Raw genomic sequence first — 16,270 nt, 5'->3', positions numbered from 1 at the left:
TCGCGGTCGGGTTGCGTCCGCATCTGACGGGCCGCCGCCACCCCGTGACGCTTCCATGCAGGCCAGACCCGCGCGCCCGGCTTGTGCGGTGACGGCTTCGATCCTCCGCAACGCTGCATCTCGGGGATGCGTGAAGCGCGCCGACGAGCACGATGGCCGAAGGGTCGCGTGTCATCGGAGCGTCGATCACGCCCTGCAAGGCCCGTCTCGGCGGTTGGAAGCGGGCGAGGGCATCGTCTCCTGTCCCCGATCCCGTGGATCTTGCGATCCGGCAGGCGCGTCCTTCATCCCGACCTGATGTCTTTTCTGAGCGGACCTCGGGCCTGACGGTCAAGCCTGCCCTTTCACTTCCCTCTGATGAATGCGCCGACAGGAGCTTCCCCCCCGGTCGAACGAAGGATCCGCCTCGGCCTTTCGGGGGGCGGGACGGGGGGAAGCGCGGACGCCCCCTGCCGAAATCCGCGTCGGCGGGAACCGCTGCAAGTCCGGCCGCGTCGTCTCTGGGCCCGATGGCCGGCACGGTCGGATGCAATCGGCGCTTGTCACGCTCCCGCCGCTGTCTACGGTGATCTTCAGGCGGGCCGGGCTTGCGCAGAGGCGAGTCCGACCCGGCCGGAGCAGGCACTTCAAGAGCGGGGCCAACCCGCGACACGGGAGGACGGAATGAAGGCGCAACCCCCACTCAGGCTGACCGCGCAGGCGATGGCCTTCGTGCTGGCCGGCGGCCGCGGCAGCCGGCTCAAGGAGCTGACGGACCGGCGCGCGAAACCCGCCGTCTATTTCGGCGGCAAGGCGCGGATCATCGACTTCGCCCTGTCGAACGCGATGAACTCGGGCATCCGCAAGATGGCCATCGCCACCCAGTACAAGGCCCACAGCCTGATCCGGCACATCCAGCGCGGCTGGAACTTCTTCCGCGAGGAGCGGAACGAATATCTCGACATCCTGCCGGCAAGCCAGCGGGTCGACGAGAACCGCTGGTATCTGGGCACGGCCGATGCGGTGACCCAGAATATCGACATCGTGGACAGCTACGACATCAAGTATGTGATCATCCTCGCGGGCGATCACGTCTACAAGATGGATTACGAGATCATGCTGCGCCAGCATTGCGAGACCGGCGCGGATGTGACCATCGGCTGCCTGACCGTGCCGCGGGCCGAGGCCACGGCCTTCGGCGTGATGCATGTGGATGCGAACCTGCGTATCACCGACTTTCTCGAAAAGCCCGCCGACCCGCCGGGCATCCCCGGCGACGAGGCCAATGCGCTGGCCTCGATGGGGATCTATGTCTTCGACTGGGCATTCCTGCGCGACCTGCTGATCCGCGACGCCGAGGATCCGAACTCGAGCCACGACTTCGGCCACGACCTGATCCCCGCCATCGTGAAGAACGGCAAGGCCATGGCGCACCGTTTCTCGGACAGCTGCGTGATGACCGGCCTCGAGACCGAGCCCTACTGGCGCGACGTGGGCACGATCGATGCCTTCTGGCAGGCCAACATCGACCTCACCGACTTCACGCCCAAGCTCGATCTCTACGACCGCGAATGGCCGATCTGGACCTATTCGCAGATCGTGCCGCCGGCCAAGTTCATCCATGACAGCGAGAACCGGCGCGGCACGGCCATCTCGTCGCTGGTTTCGGGGGACTGCATCGTTTCGGGCAGCGAGATCCGCAGCTCGCTGCTGTTCACCGGCTGCCGGACGCACAGCTATTCCTCGATGAGCCATGTGGTGGCACTGCCGCATGTGACGGTGAACCGGAAGGCGGATCTGACGAATTGCGTGCTCGACCGCGGCGTGGTCGTGCCGGAAGGGCTGGTGATCGGGCAGGATGCGGAGGAAGATGCGCGCTGGTTCCGCCGCTCGGAGGGCGGCATCGTGCTGGTGACGCAGGACATGCTCGACGCCCGGGCGCGGGCGCTGAACTGAGGCCCCGGCGGGGGCTTCGCGCCCCCGCACCCCCGCGGGATATTTGAACAGAGTGAAAGAGGCCGGGGGCGGGACCGCCCGCGCCACGGGAAGCGGATGAAGGACAGGGACAGGATGGAGACGGCGCGCGGACGGGTGTTGTCGGTGGCTTCCGAATGCGTGCCGCTGCTGAAGACCGGGGGGCTCGCCGATGTGGTGGGCGCGCTTCCGGGGGCGCTGGCGGCGGAAGGCTGGGAGATGCGGGTGCTGATGCCCTGCTACCGGCCGCTGAAATGGCGGCTCGAGGAGATGGAGGAGGTCTTCGCCGAAGAGGATCTCTTCGGGGGGCCGGGGCGGGTGATGGCGGGCGAGGTGGCCGGGCGGAAGATGCTGCTCCTTGATGCGCCGCATCTCTACGACCGCGAGGGCGGCCCCTATGCGGGTCCGGACGGCGACTGGGGCGACAATGCGCAGCGGTTTGCGGCGCTTTCCTGGATCGGGGCGCGGATCGCGCGCGAGGGGCTCGGGGACGGCTGGCGGCCGGATGTGGTTCATGCCCACGACTGGCAGGCGGGCTTCACGCCGGCCTATATGAACTATTGGGGCAGCGGCGGAGCGAGTTCGGTGCTGACGGTGCACAACATCGCCTTCCAGGGCTGGGCGCCGGCGAGCCTTCTGTCGGCGCTGCGCCTGCCGCCGCAGGAGTTCCATCCGGCCGCGCTCGAATATTACGGCGGGCTCTCGTCGCTGAAGGCGGGGCTGGTCTCGGCCGATCATATCACCACCGTCTCGCCCACCTATGCCTGCGAGCTGATGCGGCCCGAGTTCGGCATGGGCCTGCAGGGCGTGATTGCCCAGCGGGCTGGGCAGGTGACCGGCATCCTGAACGGGGTCGACACCGACATCTGGTCGCCCGAGGTCGAGGAGCGGCCCTATGACGCCGAGAGCCTGAAGGCCAAGGCGGAGAACCGCGCCGTGCTGTCGGGCGCCTTCAAACTGTCGGTGCCGGGGCCGCTTGCGATCCTCGTGAGCCGCCTGACCTATCAGAAGGGCATCGACCTCATCCCCGAGGTGCTGCCGGACTTCATCGCCGCGGGCGGGGGCCTTGCAGTTCTGGGCACGGGTGACGCGCCGCTCGAGGCGGCGATGCGCGAGCTCGAGGTGCGCTTTCCGGGTCGGGTCGGGGTGCGGATCGGCTATGACGAAGGGCTGTCGCATCTGATGTTCGCGGGCGGCGATGCGGTTTTGGTGCCCTCGCGGTTCGAGCCCTGCGGGCTCACGCAGATGTACGGGCTGCGCTACGGGGCCATTCCGGTGGTGGCCCTGACAGGGGGCCTTGCCGACACGATCATCAACGCCAATCCGGCCGCCATGGCCGCGGGCTGTGCGACCGGCCTCACCTTCCATCCGACCGAGCCGCCCGCCTTCGCCGAGGCGCTGAGGCGGCTGATCCATCTTTATGCCGATCCCGCGGCCTGGGAGACGGTGCAACGGAATGCGATGCGCCATCCGGTGGGCTGGGAGACCTCGGCCGCGGCCTATGCGGCGCTCTACCGGGAGCTCGTCGCGTGACAGCGGCGGCGCAGCCCAGCGGGCTGCCGGGCCTCGCCACCGCCCCCGGCCGCCCCTGGCCCCTGGGGGCGAGCTTCGATGGCGAGGGGGTGAATTTCGCGCTCTTCTCGGCCCATGCCGAGAAGGTGGAGCTCTGCCTCTTTGCGCCCGACGGGCGGCGCGAGGCGCTGCGGCTGCCGCTGACCGAGCGGGACGGGGACATCTGGCACCTGAAGGTCAACGGCCTGCTGCCCGGGCAGCTCTACGGCTACCGGGTGCACGGCCCCTATCAGCCCGAGCAGGGCCACAGGTTCAACCCGAACAAGCTGCTGATCGACCCCTATGCCCGCAAGCTCGAGGGGCGGTTGCGCTGGTCGGATGCGGTGATGGGCTACAGGGTCGGGAGCGCGCGCGCCGATCTGTCGTTCGACGGCCGCGACAGCGCCTTCGCCGTGCCGAAGTCGGTCGTGGTGGGGCACAATTTCAACTGGGGGCCGGATGCGCCGCCCGAGCGGGCGCTCACCGAGACGCTGATCTACGAGGCCCATGTGAAGGGTCTGACCGCGCTTCATCCCGGGGTGGAGGACGGCCTGCGCGGCACCTTCCTCGGGCTCGCCTCGGACCCGATCCTCGAGCATCTGACGCGGCTCGGCGTGACCGCCGTCGAGCTTCTGCCGGTGCAGGCCTTTCTCGACGACCGATTCCTCGTGAACCGGGGGCTCTCGAACTACTGGGGCTATCAGACGGTGGGCTTCTTCGCGCCCGACCCGCGCTATCTGGCCAAGGGGGCGCTCTGGGAATTCGCGGCCATGGTGCGCCGCTTTCATGCCGCCGGGATCGAGGTGATCCTCGACGTGGTCTACAACCACACCGGCGAAAGCGACGAGCTGGGTCCCACACTCTCGTTCCGTGGGATCGACAACCGGAGCTACTACCGGCTGACCGAGGGCGGGCGGCGTTATGCCAACATGACCGGCACCGGCAACACGCTCGATCTGTCGCATCCGATGGTGCTGCGCATGGTGATGGATTCCTTGCGCTACTGGGTCGAGGTCATGCATGTCGACGGCTTCCGCTTCGATCTCGCCTCGACGCTCGGGCGCGAGGAGGATGCGTTCGACGAACAGGGCGCCTTCTTCGATGCGATCCGGCAGGATCCGGTGCTGACGCGGGTGAAGCTCATCGCCGAGCCGTGGGATCTGGGGCCGGGCGGCTACCGGCTGGGCGGCTTTCCGCATCCGTTTCTCGAATGGAACGACAAGTTCCGCGACGACGTGCGCCGGTTCTGGCGCGGCGAGGGCGGCATGACGGGCGATCTCGCCCGCAGGCTTCTGGGCTCGGCCGAACGGTTCGACCACCACAGCCGCGCGGCCACCAGCTCGGTCAATTTCGTGACGGCGCATGACGGTTTCACGCTCCTCGATCTCGTGAGCCATGCGCGCAAGCACAACGAGGCCAACGGCGAGGACAACCGCGACGGCCACGACGACAATCATTCCGACAATATGGGCCTCGAGGGCCCGACGACGGATGCGGGAATTCTCGCCGCCCGGGCGCTGCGGCGGCGGAACCTCCTTGCCACCCTGTTCCTTTCCCAAGGCACGCCGATGCTGCTCGGGGGCGACGAGATCGGCAACGGCCAGGGAGGCAACAATAACGCCTATGCGCAGGACAATCCGATCGGCTGGATCGACTGGGACCGGCCCGACGAGACCATGCTGGCTTTCGTCGCCCGGATCTCGGAGCTGCGCCGGAGCCTTCCGGTGCTGCGGCAGAAGGGCTTCCTGCACGGTCGGATCCGGGAGGCGGACGGGCTGCGCGATGTGGTCTGGCGGCTGCCCGACGGGCGCGAGCCGGGCCCGCAGGACTGGCATTCGCCTGCGATGAGCTGCCTCTGCGTCGAGATCCGCATGGATGCCGACCGGCCGGATGCGGGCGAAAGCCCGGTGTTCGCCGTCTTCAATGCAGGCGAGGCCGTGCCACTGGCACTCCCGCCCGTCCCCGAGAGCTGGAGCCTCGTGCTCGATACGACACGGCCCGAGGCCGGCCCCGAACCCGCGGCGCCGGGGCTTGAAGCCCCGGCCCGTTCCGTGCTGGTCTTCGTGCCGGCACCACCTGGAGAGACTGGATGACCGTCAAGACCGTTTCCACCACGCCCTTTTCCGATCAGAAGCCCGGAACCTCCGGGCTGCGCAAGAAGACGCCGGTCTTCATGCGGCCGCATTATCTCGAGAATTTCGTCCAGTCGATCTTCGACGCCATCGGCGGAGCCCGCGGCAAGACCTTCGTTCTGGGCGGCGACGGGCGCTATTTCAACGACCGCGCGGCCCAGGTGATCCTGCGGATGGCCGCCGCCAACGGCGCGGCGCGGGTCATCGTGGGGCAGGGCGCCATCCTCTCCACCCCGGCCGCCTCGCATCTGATCCGCCTGCGCAAGACCGACGGCGGCATCATCTTGTCGGCCAGCCACAATCCCGGCGGCCCCGAGGAGGATTTCGGCGTGAAGTTCAACACGCCGAACGGCGGGCCCGCGCCCGAGAGCGTGACCGAGGCGATCTTCGAGGCCACGAAGACCCTCTCGGAATACCGCATCTTCGAGGCGCAGGATGTGGATCTGTCGGTCGTGGGCCGGACGGTGCTCGGCGACATGCAGATCGAGGTGGTGGATCCGGTGGCCGACTACGCGGCGCTGATGGAAAGCCTGTTCGATTTCCCGGCGATCCGCGCGATGTTCTCGGACGGCTTCACCATGCGCTTCGACGCGATGTGCGCGGTGACGGGCCCCTATGCGACCGAGATTCTCGAGAACCGGCTCGGTGCGGCGAAGGGGACGGTCGTCAACGGCACGCCCTTGCCCGATTTCGGCGGGATGCACCCCGACCCGAACCCGACCTGGGCCAAGGCGCTGATGGACGAGATGTTCTCGGCGGAGGCCCCCGATTTCGGCGCGGCCTCGGACGGAGACGGCGACCGCAACATGGTGGTGGGGCGCGGGATCTATGTCTCGCCCTCCGACAGTCTCGCGGTGCTGGCGGCCAATGCCCATCTCGCGCCCGGCTACAAGGCGGGGCTCAAGGGCGTCGCCCGCTCAATGCCCACCTCGGCCGCGGCCGACCGCGTGGCCGAGGCCCTCGGTGTCGAGGAGTTCGAGACGCCGACCGGCTGGAAATTCTTCGGCAACCTGCTCGATGCGGGCCGCGCCACCATCTGCGGCGAAGAGAGCTTCGGCACCGGCTCCGACCATGTGCGCGAGAAGGACGGGCTCTGGGCGGTGCTCCTGTGGCTGAACATCCTCGCTGTGCGCAAGGAAAGCGTGCGCGAGATCCTCGAGGCGCACTGGCAGCAGTTCGGCCGCAACTACTATTCGCGCCACGACTTCGAGGCGATCGAGACGGCGCGGGCGGACGCCATGATGGAGGAGCTGCGCGGCAAGCTCGTGGGCCTAACGGGCGCCGCCTTCAACGGCCATTTGAAGGTCGCCGAGGCGGACGATTTTGCCTATACCGACCCGGTGGATGGCTCGGTCAGCCGCAAGCAGGGCGTGCGGATCCTGTTCCAGGATGGCAGCCGGATCGTGATGCGGCTGTCGGGCACCGGAACCGAGGGGGCGACGCTCCGGCTCTATCTCGAGCGCTATGCGCCCGGGCCGGAGGGTCTGGATCTCGACCCGCAGGAGGCGCTTGGCCCGATCATCGCCGCCGCGCACGAGATTGCGGGGATCGAACGCCATACCGGCCGCCGCGAGCCCGACGTCATCACCTGAGCCGGGACGCCGAGGCCCCCGGGCCGGCCCGGGGGCGCCTCGCCATCGGGTGGCGCGCCGGACCTACCCCTCGGTCCGGCAGGCGCCGCGGCGCTCAACATAGCGGATCCGGGCATGCCTGCGGCCGAAGGATGCGGGAACCGCTCCGCACCGACAGATGCGCGAACCGTATGGCCGGCCGGGAAGTGGGGGGCTCCGCCTCTCTCGGTAAGAACAGGTCGGTGCGCCGTAGCGGCAAGGGCGCCGGTGCTCCGACCTTTGGCCGGGTTATCGCGTCAGGCGGATGTGCTAGCCTCGTGAAAAGACGTATGGGACCGCCATGATCGAACCTTCCCGCCCGCTCCAGTCCGCGCTGATCGTCGACGATCATCCGCTCTTCTGCGATGCGCTGTCGATGACGCTCAAGGCGGTGGCGGGACTGACCCACATCGAATCCGCCGACCGGCTCGAGACGGCTCTGGCCCGGCTCGACCTGCAGCCGGCGTTCGATGTGGTGGTGCTGGATCTGAACCTGCCGGACGTGAACGGCCTCGACGGCCTCATCCGTCTGAAGGCGAGCCTCGGGGCGGTGCCGGTGGTGGTGGTCTCTTCCCTCGCCGACAACCGGGTGATCGGGGCGGCGCTGAAGGCGGGTGCGGCGGGCTTCGTGCCCAAGCACTCCCGCCGCGAGGTGTTCCGCGCGGCCTTCGATGCGATCCGCGAAGGGCGCAGCTACCTGCCCGAAGGATTCACGCCTCATTCCCCCGGCGCGCCCGCCAGCCAGCGCGAGGAAGCCATCGCACGGCTTGCGCTGCTCACGCGGCAGCAGGCGAAGATCCTCCAGCTCATCTGCGAGGGGCGGCTGAACAAGCAGATCGCCTATGACCTGACCATCGCCGAGACGACCGTGAAGGCCCATGTCACGGCCATCATGCGCAAGCTCGGCGTCCAGAGCCGGACCCAGGCGGTGCTCATGGTGCAGGAGGCGAGCTTCGCGAGCCTGATGCCGGAAAATTCCTGACAGCCGGTTGGGCAGCGGCTGCGCGCTTCGGGGGCCTGTCGAACGGCTTGTCAGCCGTGCGGGCAGCAGATTAGGTTTGCTGGCTGGGAGGACGGCGATGGAAGGACTGCGCGAGCGGGCGGTCGCGGCGGAGCGGAACGGCGCCCCGCTGGTGCGGAGCGCCCATCTGCCCGGAGACGTGCCCGCAGCCGCAGAGCGGCTGGCGGAAGCTCTGGGCGAGGGGCCGTTCGCCCTCGTGATCCTGTTCGTGACGCCCGAGACCGACGTGTCGGCCCTCGCCCTCGGGGCGCAGGAGGTCTTCGGCCCCGTGCCGGTGATCGGCTGCACCACGGCCGGCGAGATCAGCGCCGAGGGCTATACCGAAGGCGAGGTGGTGGCGGTGGCGCTTCCCGCCGCCCATTTCCACGTCCGGCCCATCCTGATCGGGGCTTTGGCCGATCTCGACCGCGAGGAACTGATCGGCCGCCTCATCCGCGAGCGGGATGCGCTGGCGCGCGAGCGGCCCGACTGGGGCAGCGAATTCGCCTTCCTCATGGTGGACGGGCTGTCGACGCGCGAGGACGAACTGGCCTCGACGCTCGCCGCGGGGCTGGGGCCGGTGCCGCTCTTCGGCGGCTCGGCCGCCGACGGCGTGCGCTTCCGCGAGACCTTCGTGATCCATGGCGCCGATGTCCTGAGGGACGCGGCGGTGCTGGCGCTGGTGCGGAGCGACTGCCGGGTGCGGGTGTTCAACCTCGACCATTTCCGCCCCACCGATCAGCGCATGGTCGTCACCGAGGCCGATCCCGCGCGCCGCATCGTGCGCCGGATCAATGCCGAGCCCGCGGCGCAGGAATATGCCCGGCTGCTCGGCAAGGATCCGGGGCAGCTCGACAGCTTCACCTTCGCGGCCCATCCGGTGGTGGTGCGGATCGGCGGCAAGCATCACGTCCGCGCCATCCGCGAGGTCGCGCCGAACGGCGATCTCGTCTTCTTTTCCGCCATCGACGAGGGGCTGGTGCTTGCGCTGGCCGAACCGCAGGATCTCGTCGGGCATCTGACGGACGAGCTGGCGGGGCTGGGGCGCGAGCGCGAGCCCTCGGCCATTGTCGCGTGCGATTGCGTGCTGCGCCGGATGGAGGCGCTCGACAGCCAGTCCATCGGGGCGGTCTCGGCCCTTCTGCGGCGGCATCGCGTGGTGGGCTTCTCGACCTACGGCGAGCAGCTGAACGGGATGCATGTGAACCAGACCATGACCGGGGTCGCGATCTACCCGCCGGAGGAGCGATGAGGGCGGGCCGGGGCGGTGACCTGCGTCCCAGTGGGGGAAGGACCATGCGCCACGCGGAGCGGGAGCGGACATGAGCCTTGCTCTGATCGATCCCAGCGATCCGCCCGAGCGACAGCGGGACAAGCTTCTCGAGATCGTGCGCGCGCTGATGGCGCGGGTGGAGCGCACGACCGACGACGGCGGTGCGGCCTATGCGCAGTTCCAGCGCGCCGCCATGCTCGAGGATCAGGTGCGCGAGCGCACAGCGGATCTGCAGCGCACGCTGGAACTGCTGAACCTCTCGAACGAGCGGCTGGCGGAAGCCACGCGCGCGGCCGAGGAGGCGCGCCAGAACCTCGCCAATGCCATCGAGACGGTGCAGGAGGGCTTCGCGCTCTTCGATGCCGACGATGTGCTCGTGCTGTGCAATTCGCGCTTCGGGATGCACATGCTCGACATTCAGGAGCATCTGAAGCCCGGCCTCTCCTTCGGCGGCTATATCGACCGCGTGAGCCGTTCGCGGTATCTGGCGCTGCCCGAGGCGGAGACACCCGAGGATTGGGCGGTCCGGCGCAAGCGGCGGCACTACGACCGGCATTCGATCTTCAACGTGCGGCTGATCTGGGACCGCTGGCTGCAGGTCTCCGAGCATCGGACGGCCGATGGCGGCACGGTGATCCTGCAGACCGACGTGACCGACCTCATCCGCATCGAGCGGCTCGAGCGCGGCAAGATGCTCGACGATCAGGCCCGCGTGATCCGCGCGACGCTCGATCACATCAATCAGGGGGTCTGCATCTTCGATGCCGAGGGGCGGCTCGTCGGCTGGAACCAGCGCCTCGGCTCGCTGCTCGCGATCCCGATGAACCGCTTCCGGCTGGGGGTGAGCTTCGGCTACCTGCTCGAACGGTTCGCGCACGAGATCAGCTTCGGCGAGGGCATGGATGCGGCCCATCTCGAGGCCTGGGTCCAGGCGCGCCACGAACGCGCGCCGCTCTCTTTCGAGCTCCGCCGCCACGACGAGCTGATCCTCGATGTCTTCGCGCAGGAGATGCCCGACCGCGGCTTCGTGATGAGTTTCACCGACGTCACCGCCGAGCGGGCCGCCATCGAAGCGCTGAGCCGTGCGAACGAAACGCTCGAGGCGCGGGTGATGGAGCGGACGCTGGAGCTCGAGGATGCGCTGGGTCATGCCGAGCGGGCCAATGCCTCGCGCTCGCGCTTCGTGGCGGCGGCGAGCCACGATCTGTTGCAGCCGCTGTCGGCGGCCAAGCTCTTCATCGCCACCATCGGCGACGAGGCGGTGGCGCCCGAAAGCCGCGAGGCGCTGACCAAGGCGCAGAAGGCGCTCGACTCGGTGGAGGGGATCCTCGGCGCGCTTCTCGACATCTCGAAACTCGAGTCGGGCCGGGCGGCGGTCTCGATCCAGCCGGTGCGCCTCGACCGGCTGATGGCGCAGCTCTCCGACGAATTCGCGCCCATCGCCGCGGCGCGCGGCCTCCGGCTCACGGTGCTGCCCTCGAGCGCGGTGGTGGCCTCCGACCCGACCTATCTCCGGCGGATCCTCCAGAACCTGATCGGCAATGCGATCCGCTACACCGCGAAGGGCAGGGTGCTTGTCGGCGCGCGGATGACCGCGGGCATGGTGCGGCTGGAGGTCTGGGACACCGGGCCGGGGATCGCCGAGGCAGATCAGGAGGCCATCTTCAAGGAGTTCCACCGGCTCGACGCGCCCGCCTCACCCGCCGAGGGCATGGGGCTGGGCCTCGCCATCGTCGAGCGCGCCTGCGGGCTTCTGGGCCATCCGCTGGGGCTCCGATCCGAGATCGGGCGGGGCACCTGCTTCATGCTGCAGGTGCCCCGCGCCGAAAGTGCGCCCGCTCCGTCCGTGCCCGATGCCTCGGCGGTGCGGGCGCAGGCCAAGGTGGCGGTGCAGGACAAGATCGCCTTCCTCGTCGAGAATGACGACGACCTGCGTCAGGCGATGGGACTGCTGCTGGAGAAATGGGGGGTGAGCGTGCTCGACGCGCCCTCGGGCGAGGAGGCGCTGGCGCTGATCGAGGAGATCGGGATCCTGCCGGACTTCTTCCTCGTGGACCAGCAGCTCGGCGCGGGCATGACGGGGGTGGAGTTCATCCGCACGATGCGCGACCGGCACGGGCCGGTGCCCGCCTGCATCGTGACCGCCGCCCGCCGCCCCGAAGTGGCCGCCCTCTGCGCCGAGACGGGCATCCGGCTGATCCAGAAACCCATCGACGCCCGCGTGCTCGAGGAGTTCCTGCGCGCCCTCTAGGGCTGCCGGACGGCAGCGGCGGCGCGTCAAAGGCATCCCTCGCCCGGTCAGTCCCGCGTCACTACGACCAAGGTCACATAGCCGCAGCGTCAGGTTTGGTCCTACTCTCGGCGCAATAAGGGGGGATCTGCCATGCTGCTAGCCGATCAGAGAACCATTGCCGCCGACCCTGCGACGGTCTGGGCGGCCATCCTCGACCCCGAGGTGCTGAGGGTCTGCATTCCCGGATGCGAGAGCCTGACGGGCAGCCCCTCCGAGGGCTACGAGGCGATCGTGACCCAGAAGGTGGGTCCCGTGAAGGCGCGCTTCACCGGCCATGTCACGCTGTCGGACATCGTGGAGGGGCAGTCGCTCACCATCTCGGGTGAAGGCAAGGGCGGGGCCGCGGGACACGCGCGCGGATCGGCCAAGGTCGCGATGACCCCGTCGGAGGGCGGCACGCTCCTGTCCTACGAGGTCGATGTCCATGTCGGCGGCAAGCTCGCGCAGCTGGGCAGCCGGATCATCGACGGCTTCTCGCGCAAGATGGCCGACCAGTTCTTCGAGCGGTTCCAGACCGCCGTGGAAGGTCCTGCCGAGGACGAGCCCGAGGTTGTCGCCGTCGGCGCCGAGGAAGAGGCGCCCGCGAAGAAGGGCTGGTTCAAGCGCATGATCTCGCGCTGAACCCGAGACGGTATCAGGGAGGGTATTGATGAAAGTCACGATGACCGTGAACGGCAGACCCATGTCCGCCGAGACCGAGGGGCGCACGCTCCTCTCCAGCTTCCTGCGGGACGGGCTGGGGCTGACCGGCACCCATGTCGGCTGCGACACGACGCAATGCGGCGCCTGCACCGTCCATGTCGATGGCGAGCCGGTGAAGAGCTGCACCGTGCTGGCGCAGGACGTGGCCGGCAAGAGCGTGACGACGATCGAGGGGATGGCGAACAAGGACGGCTCGCTCTCGGTGATCCAGCAGGCGTTTCAGGATCACCACGGCCTCCAGTGCGGCTTCTGCACGCCGGGCATGGTGATGATCTCGGCCGCGCTGCTGAACGAGAAGCCGAACCCGACCGAGGAGGAGGTGCGCCACTACCTCAAGGGCAACATCTGCCGCTGCACGGGATACCACAACATCGTCAAGGCGGTCATGGCCGCCGCGGGTGCCGACAGCCGGAAGCTCGCCGCCGAATAAGCGGGCCAGCAAGAAAGGGAGGAGTTTCATGCCGAAGGACGGAGGCATCGGCGCGAGCACGCTGCGCCGCGAGGATATCCGGTTCCTGACCGGAAAGGGCCGCTACACCGCCGACATCAGCCTGCGCGGACAGGCCCACGCCTGCTTCCTGCGCTCGGAAGTGGCGCATGGCCGCATCCGCTCGATCGACACCAGCGCCGCCGAGGAGATGCCGGGCGTGCTTGCGGTGCTGACGGGCGAAGACTTCACCGAAGTGGGCGGCAACCCGACCGGCTGGCTGGTCCAGAGCCGGAACGGCGCCACGATGAAGGAGCCGAAGCGCCCGGTGCTGGCGCACGGCAAGGTCCGCCATGTGGGCGATGCCTATGCGATGGTGGTGGCCGAGACCTACGAGCAGGCCAAGGATGCCTGCGAGGCCATCGAGGCCGACATCGAGGAGCTGCCCGCCATCGTCGACATGGCGCAGGCGGTGGCCGACAGTTCGAACCGGGTGCATGACGAGATCGAGGACAATGTGGTCTTCGACTGGGGCTGGATCGAGGAGAACCGCGCCGCCGTCGATGCCGCCTTCGAGACGGCGCCGCATGTCACCACACTGGAACTGGTGAACAACCGCCTCTCGCCCAACGCGATGGAGCCGCGCGCCTCGATCGGCGATTTCGACAGCGGGACGGGCGACTACAAGCTCTACACCACCTCGCAGAACCCGCACCTCACGCGGCTCTTGATCTCGGCCTTCGTCATGGGGATCCCCGAGAACAAGCTGACGGTGATCGCGCCCGACGTGGGCGGCGGGTTCGGCTCGAAGATCTACCATTACGGCGAGGAAGCGGCGGTGCTCGCGGCCTCGAAGCGGCTGAACCGGCCGGTGAAATGGGTCTGCGACCGCTCCGAGGCCTTCCTGTCGGACGCGCACGGCCGCGACCATGTGACGAAGATCCAGCTCGCGACCGACATGGAGGGGAACTTCCTCGCGCTCAGGACCGAGACGCTGGCCAACATGGGGGCCTATCTCTCGAACTTCGCCACCTGCACGCCCACCTTCCTGCATGGCACGCTGATGGCGGGGCCCTACAAGACCCCGCTCGTCTATGTGAATGTGAAGGCGGTGCTGACGAACACGGTGCCGGTCGATGCCTATCGCGGCGCGGGGCGGCCCGAGGCCACCTATTCGCTGGAGCGGGTGGTCGACAAGGCGGCCGACGAGCTGGGGCTCGACAAGTGGGAGATCCGGCGCAGGAACTTCATCGATCCCGGCGCCTTCCCCTATACGACGCCGGTGGGCCTCGTCTACGACACCGGCAACTATCACGCCACGATGGACAAGCTGCACGAGCTGTCGGACGCGGCGGGCTTCGAGGCGCGGGCCGAAGAGAGCCGCCAGCGCGGCAAGTGGCGCGGCTTCGGCCTCTCGACCTGGATCGAGGCGTGCGGGATCGCGCCCTCGAACCTCGTGGGGGTGCTCGGCTGCCGCGTGGGCCTCTACGATGCGGCAACCATCCGGGTGAATGCCACGGGCAACATCTCGGTGCTGGTGGGTGCGCACAGCCACGGGCAGGGGCATGAGACGGTCTTTGCCCAGCTCATCGCCGAGAAGCTGGGGGTGGACGCGAACTCGGTCGAGATCGTCCACGGCGACACGTCGAAGATCCCGTTCGGGATGGGCACCTACGGCTCGCGCAGCCTCGCCGTCTGCGGCTCGGCCATGATGAAGGCCGCCGACAAGATCATCGACAAGGGCAAGAAGATCGCGGCCCACATGCTGGAAGCGGCCGAGGGCGACATCGAGTTCACCGACGGCAGCTTCTCGGTTGCGGGCACCGACCGGCAGAAGAGCTTCGCCGAGATCGCCTTCTCGGCCTATGTGCCGCACAACTACCCGCTCGAGACGCTGGAGCCGGGTCTCGAGGAGACCGCCTTCTACGATCCGGCGAACTTCACCTATCCCGCCGGCGCCTATGGCTGCGAGGTCGAGGTGGACCCGGAGACGGGCGGCGTCGACATCGTGCGCTTCACCTGCGCGGACGATTTCGGCAATGTCATCAATCCGATGATCGTGCAGGGTCAGGTGCATGGCGGGGTGGCGCAGGGCATCGGCCAGGCGCTGCTGGAAGGGGTGGTCTATAACGAGGACGGTCAGCTCCTGACCGGCTCCTACATGGATTACGCCATGCCGCGCGCGGACGATGTGCCCTCCTTCACGGTGGACCATTCCTGCGTCACGCCCTGCACCCACAATCCGCTGGGCGCCAAGGGCTGCGGCGAGGCGGGGGCCATCGGGACGCCACCCGCGGTGGTCAATGCGGTGGTGGATGCGCTGCGGCGCGCGGGCCACGGTCACGTCACCCATATCGACATGCCGCTGACGCCCTCGCGCGTCTGGACGGCGATGCAGGGCTGAGGAGGGGATCATGCACAATTTCGACCTGGTGAAACCCTCGTCGGTGGCGGAAGCGGTGGCGGCCCTCGGATCGGAGGGCGCACAGGCGCTGTCCGGCGGGCAGACGCTGCTGCCCTCGATGAAGCAGCGGCTGGCGGCGCCCGAACGGCTGGTGAGCCTCGCCGACATCGCCGAGATGAAGGGGGTCTGCCGCGGCGACGACGGCCTCGTCGTGGGGGCCGCCACGCCGCACGGGGTGGTGGCGCGCGAGGCGAAGGCGCATTATCCGGCGCTGGCCTGGCTCGCGGGCGAGATCGGCGACCCGTCGGTGCGGGCACGCGGCACGATCGGAGGCAGCCTTGCCAACAACGATCCTGCCGCCTGCTATCCGGCGGCGGCGCTGGCATCGGGGGCCACCATCGTCACCGACCGGCGCGAGATCGCGGCCGAGGACTTCTTCCAGGGCCTCTTCACCACGGCGCTGGAGGAGGGCGAGATCGTCACTTCGGTCCGCTTTCCCCTGCCGGAGCGGGCGGCCTACATGAAATTCGCGCAGCCCGCCTCGCGCTTCGCGCTCGTGGGCGTGTTCGTGGCGCAATTTGCCGATGGGGTGCGGGTCGCGGTGACGGGAGCGGGCGAGGATGGGGTCTTCCGCTGGACCGAGGCGGAGAGCGCTCTGTCGGCCGATTTCCGGCCCGAGGCGGTGGAGGATCTGATCCTTCCCGCGGAAGGGCTGCTCGGCGATCTGCACGGGACACCGGCTTACCGCGCGCATCTGGTGAAGGTGCTGACGAAACGGGCGGTCGCGGCGGCCTGAGACGGAGCAATGCGGCCGAGGATGCGCTTCGGCCGGCCGCCGGGGGCTGTCTGCCCCCGGACCCCCGAGGATATTTGCGCAGAGTGAAAGCGGGCGGACTGTCCGGCGGGGGGAGCGGCAGGTTTGGCG

General features: G+C 68.6%; 11 protein-coding genes. All 11 read left to right on the top strand.

The features are described from left to right. Positions 1-663: 663 nt before the first annotated feature. The 11 genes from glgC (at position 664) to RSP_RS07505 (ending at position 16,141) form a co-directional block, all read left to right on the top strand. Positions 664-1,935 (top strand): glucose-1-phosphate adenylyltransferase, encoded by a 1,272-nt coding sequence (glgC, locus tag RSP_RS07555; protein WP_002720043.1) that lies wholly within the window; start codon positions 664-666, stop codon positions 1,933-1,935. Between the two features lie 114 nt (positions 1,936-2,049). Continuing rightward, entirely contained in the window at positions 2,050-3,486 is a 1,437-nt protein-coding gene (gene glgA / locus RSP_RS07550) for a glycogen synthase GlgA (RefSeq protein ID WP_023003625.1), read from the top strand. Continuing rightward, positions 3,483-5,597 (top strand): glycogen debranching protein GlgX, encoded by a 2,115-nt coding sequence (gene glgX, locus RSP_RS07545; protein ID WP_011337821.1) that lies wholly within the window; start codon positions 3,483-3,485, stop codon positions 5,595-5,597. Before glgA ends, glgX begins: the two co-directional genes overlap by 4 nt. Further along, positions 5,594-7,228, top strand: coding sequence for an alpha-D-glucose phosphate-specific phosphoglucomutase (locus RSP_RS07540; protein WP_011337820.1), 1,635 nt, complete (start codon positions 5,594-5,596; stop codon positions 7,226-7,228). Before glgX ends, RSP_RS07540 begins: the two co-directional genes overlap by 4 nt. A 319-nt stretch (positions 7,229-7,547) precedes the next feature. Then, positions 7,548-8,228 carry a response regulator transcription factor gene (locus RSP_RS07535; RefSeq protein ID WP_009562094.1) on the top strand — a complete coding sequence of 227 codons (681 nt, stop codon included), beginning with the start codon at positions 7,548-7,550 and terminating at the stop codon, positions 8,226-8,228. Between the two features lie 97 nt (positions 8,229-8,325). Next, entirely contained in the window at positions 8,326-9,498 is a 1,173-nt protein-coding gene (locus RSP_RS07530) for an FIST N-terminal domain-containing protein (RefSeq protein WP_011337819.1), read from the top strand. A 70-nt stretch (positions 9,499-9,568) separates the two neighbouring features. Continuing rightward, positions 9,569-11,770 carry a hybrid sensor histidine kinase/response regulator gene (locus RSP_RS07525; protein ID WP_011337818.1) on the top strand — a complete coding sequence of 734 codons (2,202 nt, stop codon included), beginning with the start codon at positions 9,569-9,571 and terminating at the stop codon, positions 11,768-11,770. A 132-nt stretch (positions 11,771-11,902) separates the two neighbouring features. After that, on the top strand, positions 11,903-12,433 hold the full coding sequence (locus tag RSP_RS07520; RefSeq protein ID WP_011337817.1) for a CoxG family protein: 531 nt from the start codon (positions 11,903-11,905) through the stop codon (positions 12,431-12,433). Positions 12,434-12,461: 28 nt separating this feature from the next. After that, positions 12,462-12,944 (top strand): (2Fe-2S)-binding protein, encoded by a 483-nt coding sequence (locus RSP_RS07515; protein WP_002720035.1) that lies wholly within the window; start codon positions 12,462-12,464, stop codon positions 12,942-12,944. 28 nt (positions 12,945-12,972) lie between these two features. Then, positions 12,973-15,345, top strand: coding sequence for a xanthine dehydrogenase family protein molybdopterin-binding subunit (locus tag RSP_RS07510; protein WP_011337816.1), 2,373 nt, complete (start codon positions 12,973-12,975; stop codon positions 15,343-15,345). A 10-nt stretch (positions 15,346-15,355) separates the two neighbouring features. Further along, the gene (locus RSP_RS07505) at positions 15,356-16,141 is read left to right on the top strand and encodes an FAD binding domain-containing protein (protein WP_011337815.1); all 786 of its coding nucleotides are present in this window, start codon (positions 15,356-15,358) and stop codon (positions 16,139-16,141) included. The last annotated feature ends 129 nt before the right edge of the window (positions 16,142-16,270 follow it).

It is taken from the genome of Cereibacter sphaeroides 2.4.1 (genome assembly GCF_000012905.2).
GTDB lineage: Bacteria > Pseudomonadota > Alphaproteobacteria > Rhodobacterales > Rhodobacteraceae > Cereibacter_A > Cereibacter_A sphaeroides.
The sequence above is the reverse complement of the archived record's forward strand: the minus strand, read 5'-3'. Positions and strand labels throughout refer to the sequence as shown.

Excerpts from the sequence above, each read along its gene's own strand:
- RSP_RS07530 (WP_011337819.1), top strand. The coding sequence starts at position 8,326 with ATGGAAGGACTGCGCGAGCGGGCGGTCGCGGCGGAGCGGAACGGCGCC.
- RSP_RS07510 (WP_011337816.1), top strand. The coding sequence starts at position 12,973 with ATGCCGAAGGACGGAGGCATCGGCGCGAGCACGCTGCGCCGCGAGGAT.
- RSP_RS07520 (WP_011337817.1), top strand. The coding sequence starts at position 11,903 with ATGCTGCTAGCCGATCAGAGAACCATTGCCGCCGACCCTGCGACGGTC.
- RSP_RS07505 (WP_011337815.1), top strand. The coding sequence starts at position 15,356 with ATGCACAATTTCGACCTGGTGAAACCCTCGTCGGTGGCGGAAGCGGTG.
- RSP_RS07515 (WP_002720035.1), top strand. The coding sequence starts at position 12,462 with ATGAAAGTCACGATGACCGTGAACGGCAGACCCATGTCCGCCGAGACC.
- RSP_RS07525 (WP_011337818.1), top strand. The coding sequence starts at position 9,569 with ATGAGCCTTGCTCTGATCGATCCCAGCGATCCGCCCGAGCGACAGCGG.
- glgC (WP_002720043.1), top strand. The coding sequence starts at position 664 with ATGAAGGCGCAACCCCCACTCAGGCTGACCGCGCAGGCGATGGCCTTC.
- RSP_RS07535 (WP_009562094.1), top strand. The coding sequence starts at position 7,548 with ATGATCGAACCTTCCCGCCCGCTCCAGTCCGCGCTGATCGTCGACGAT.
- glgA (WP_023003625.1), top strand. The coding sequence starts at position 2,050 with ATGGAGACGGCGCGCGGACGGGTGTTGTCGGTGGCTTCCGAATGCGTG.
- RSP_RS07540 (WP_011337820.1), top strand. The coding sequence starts at position 5,594 with ATGACCGTCAAGACCGTTTCCACCACGCCCTTTTCCGATCAGAAGCCC.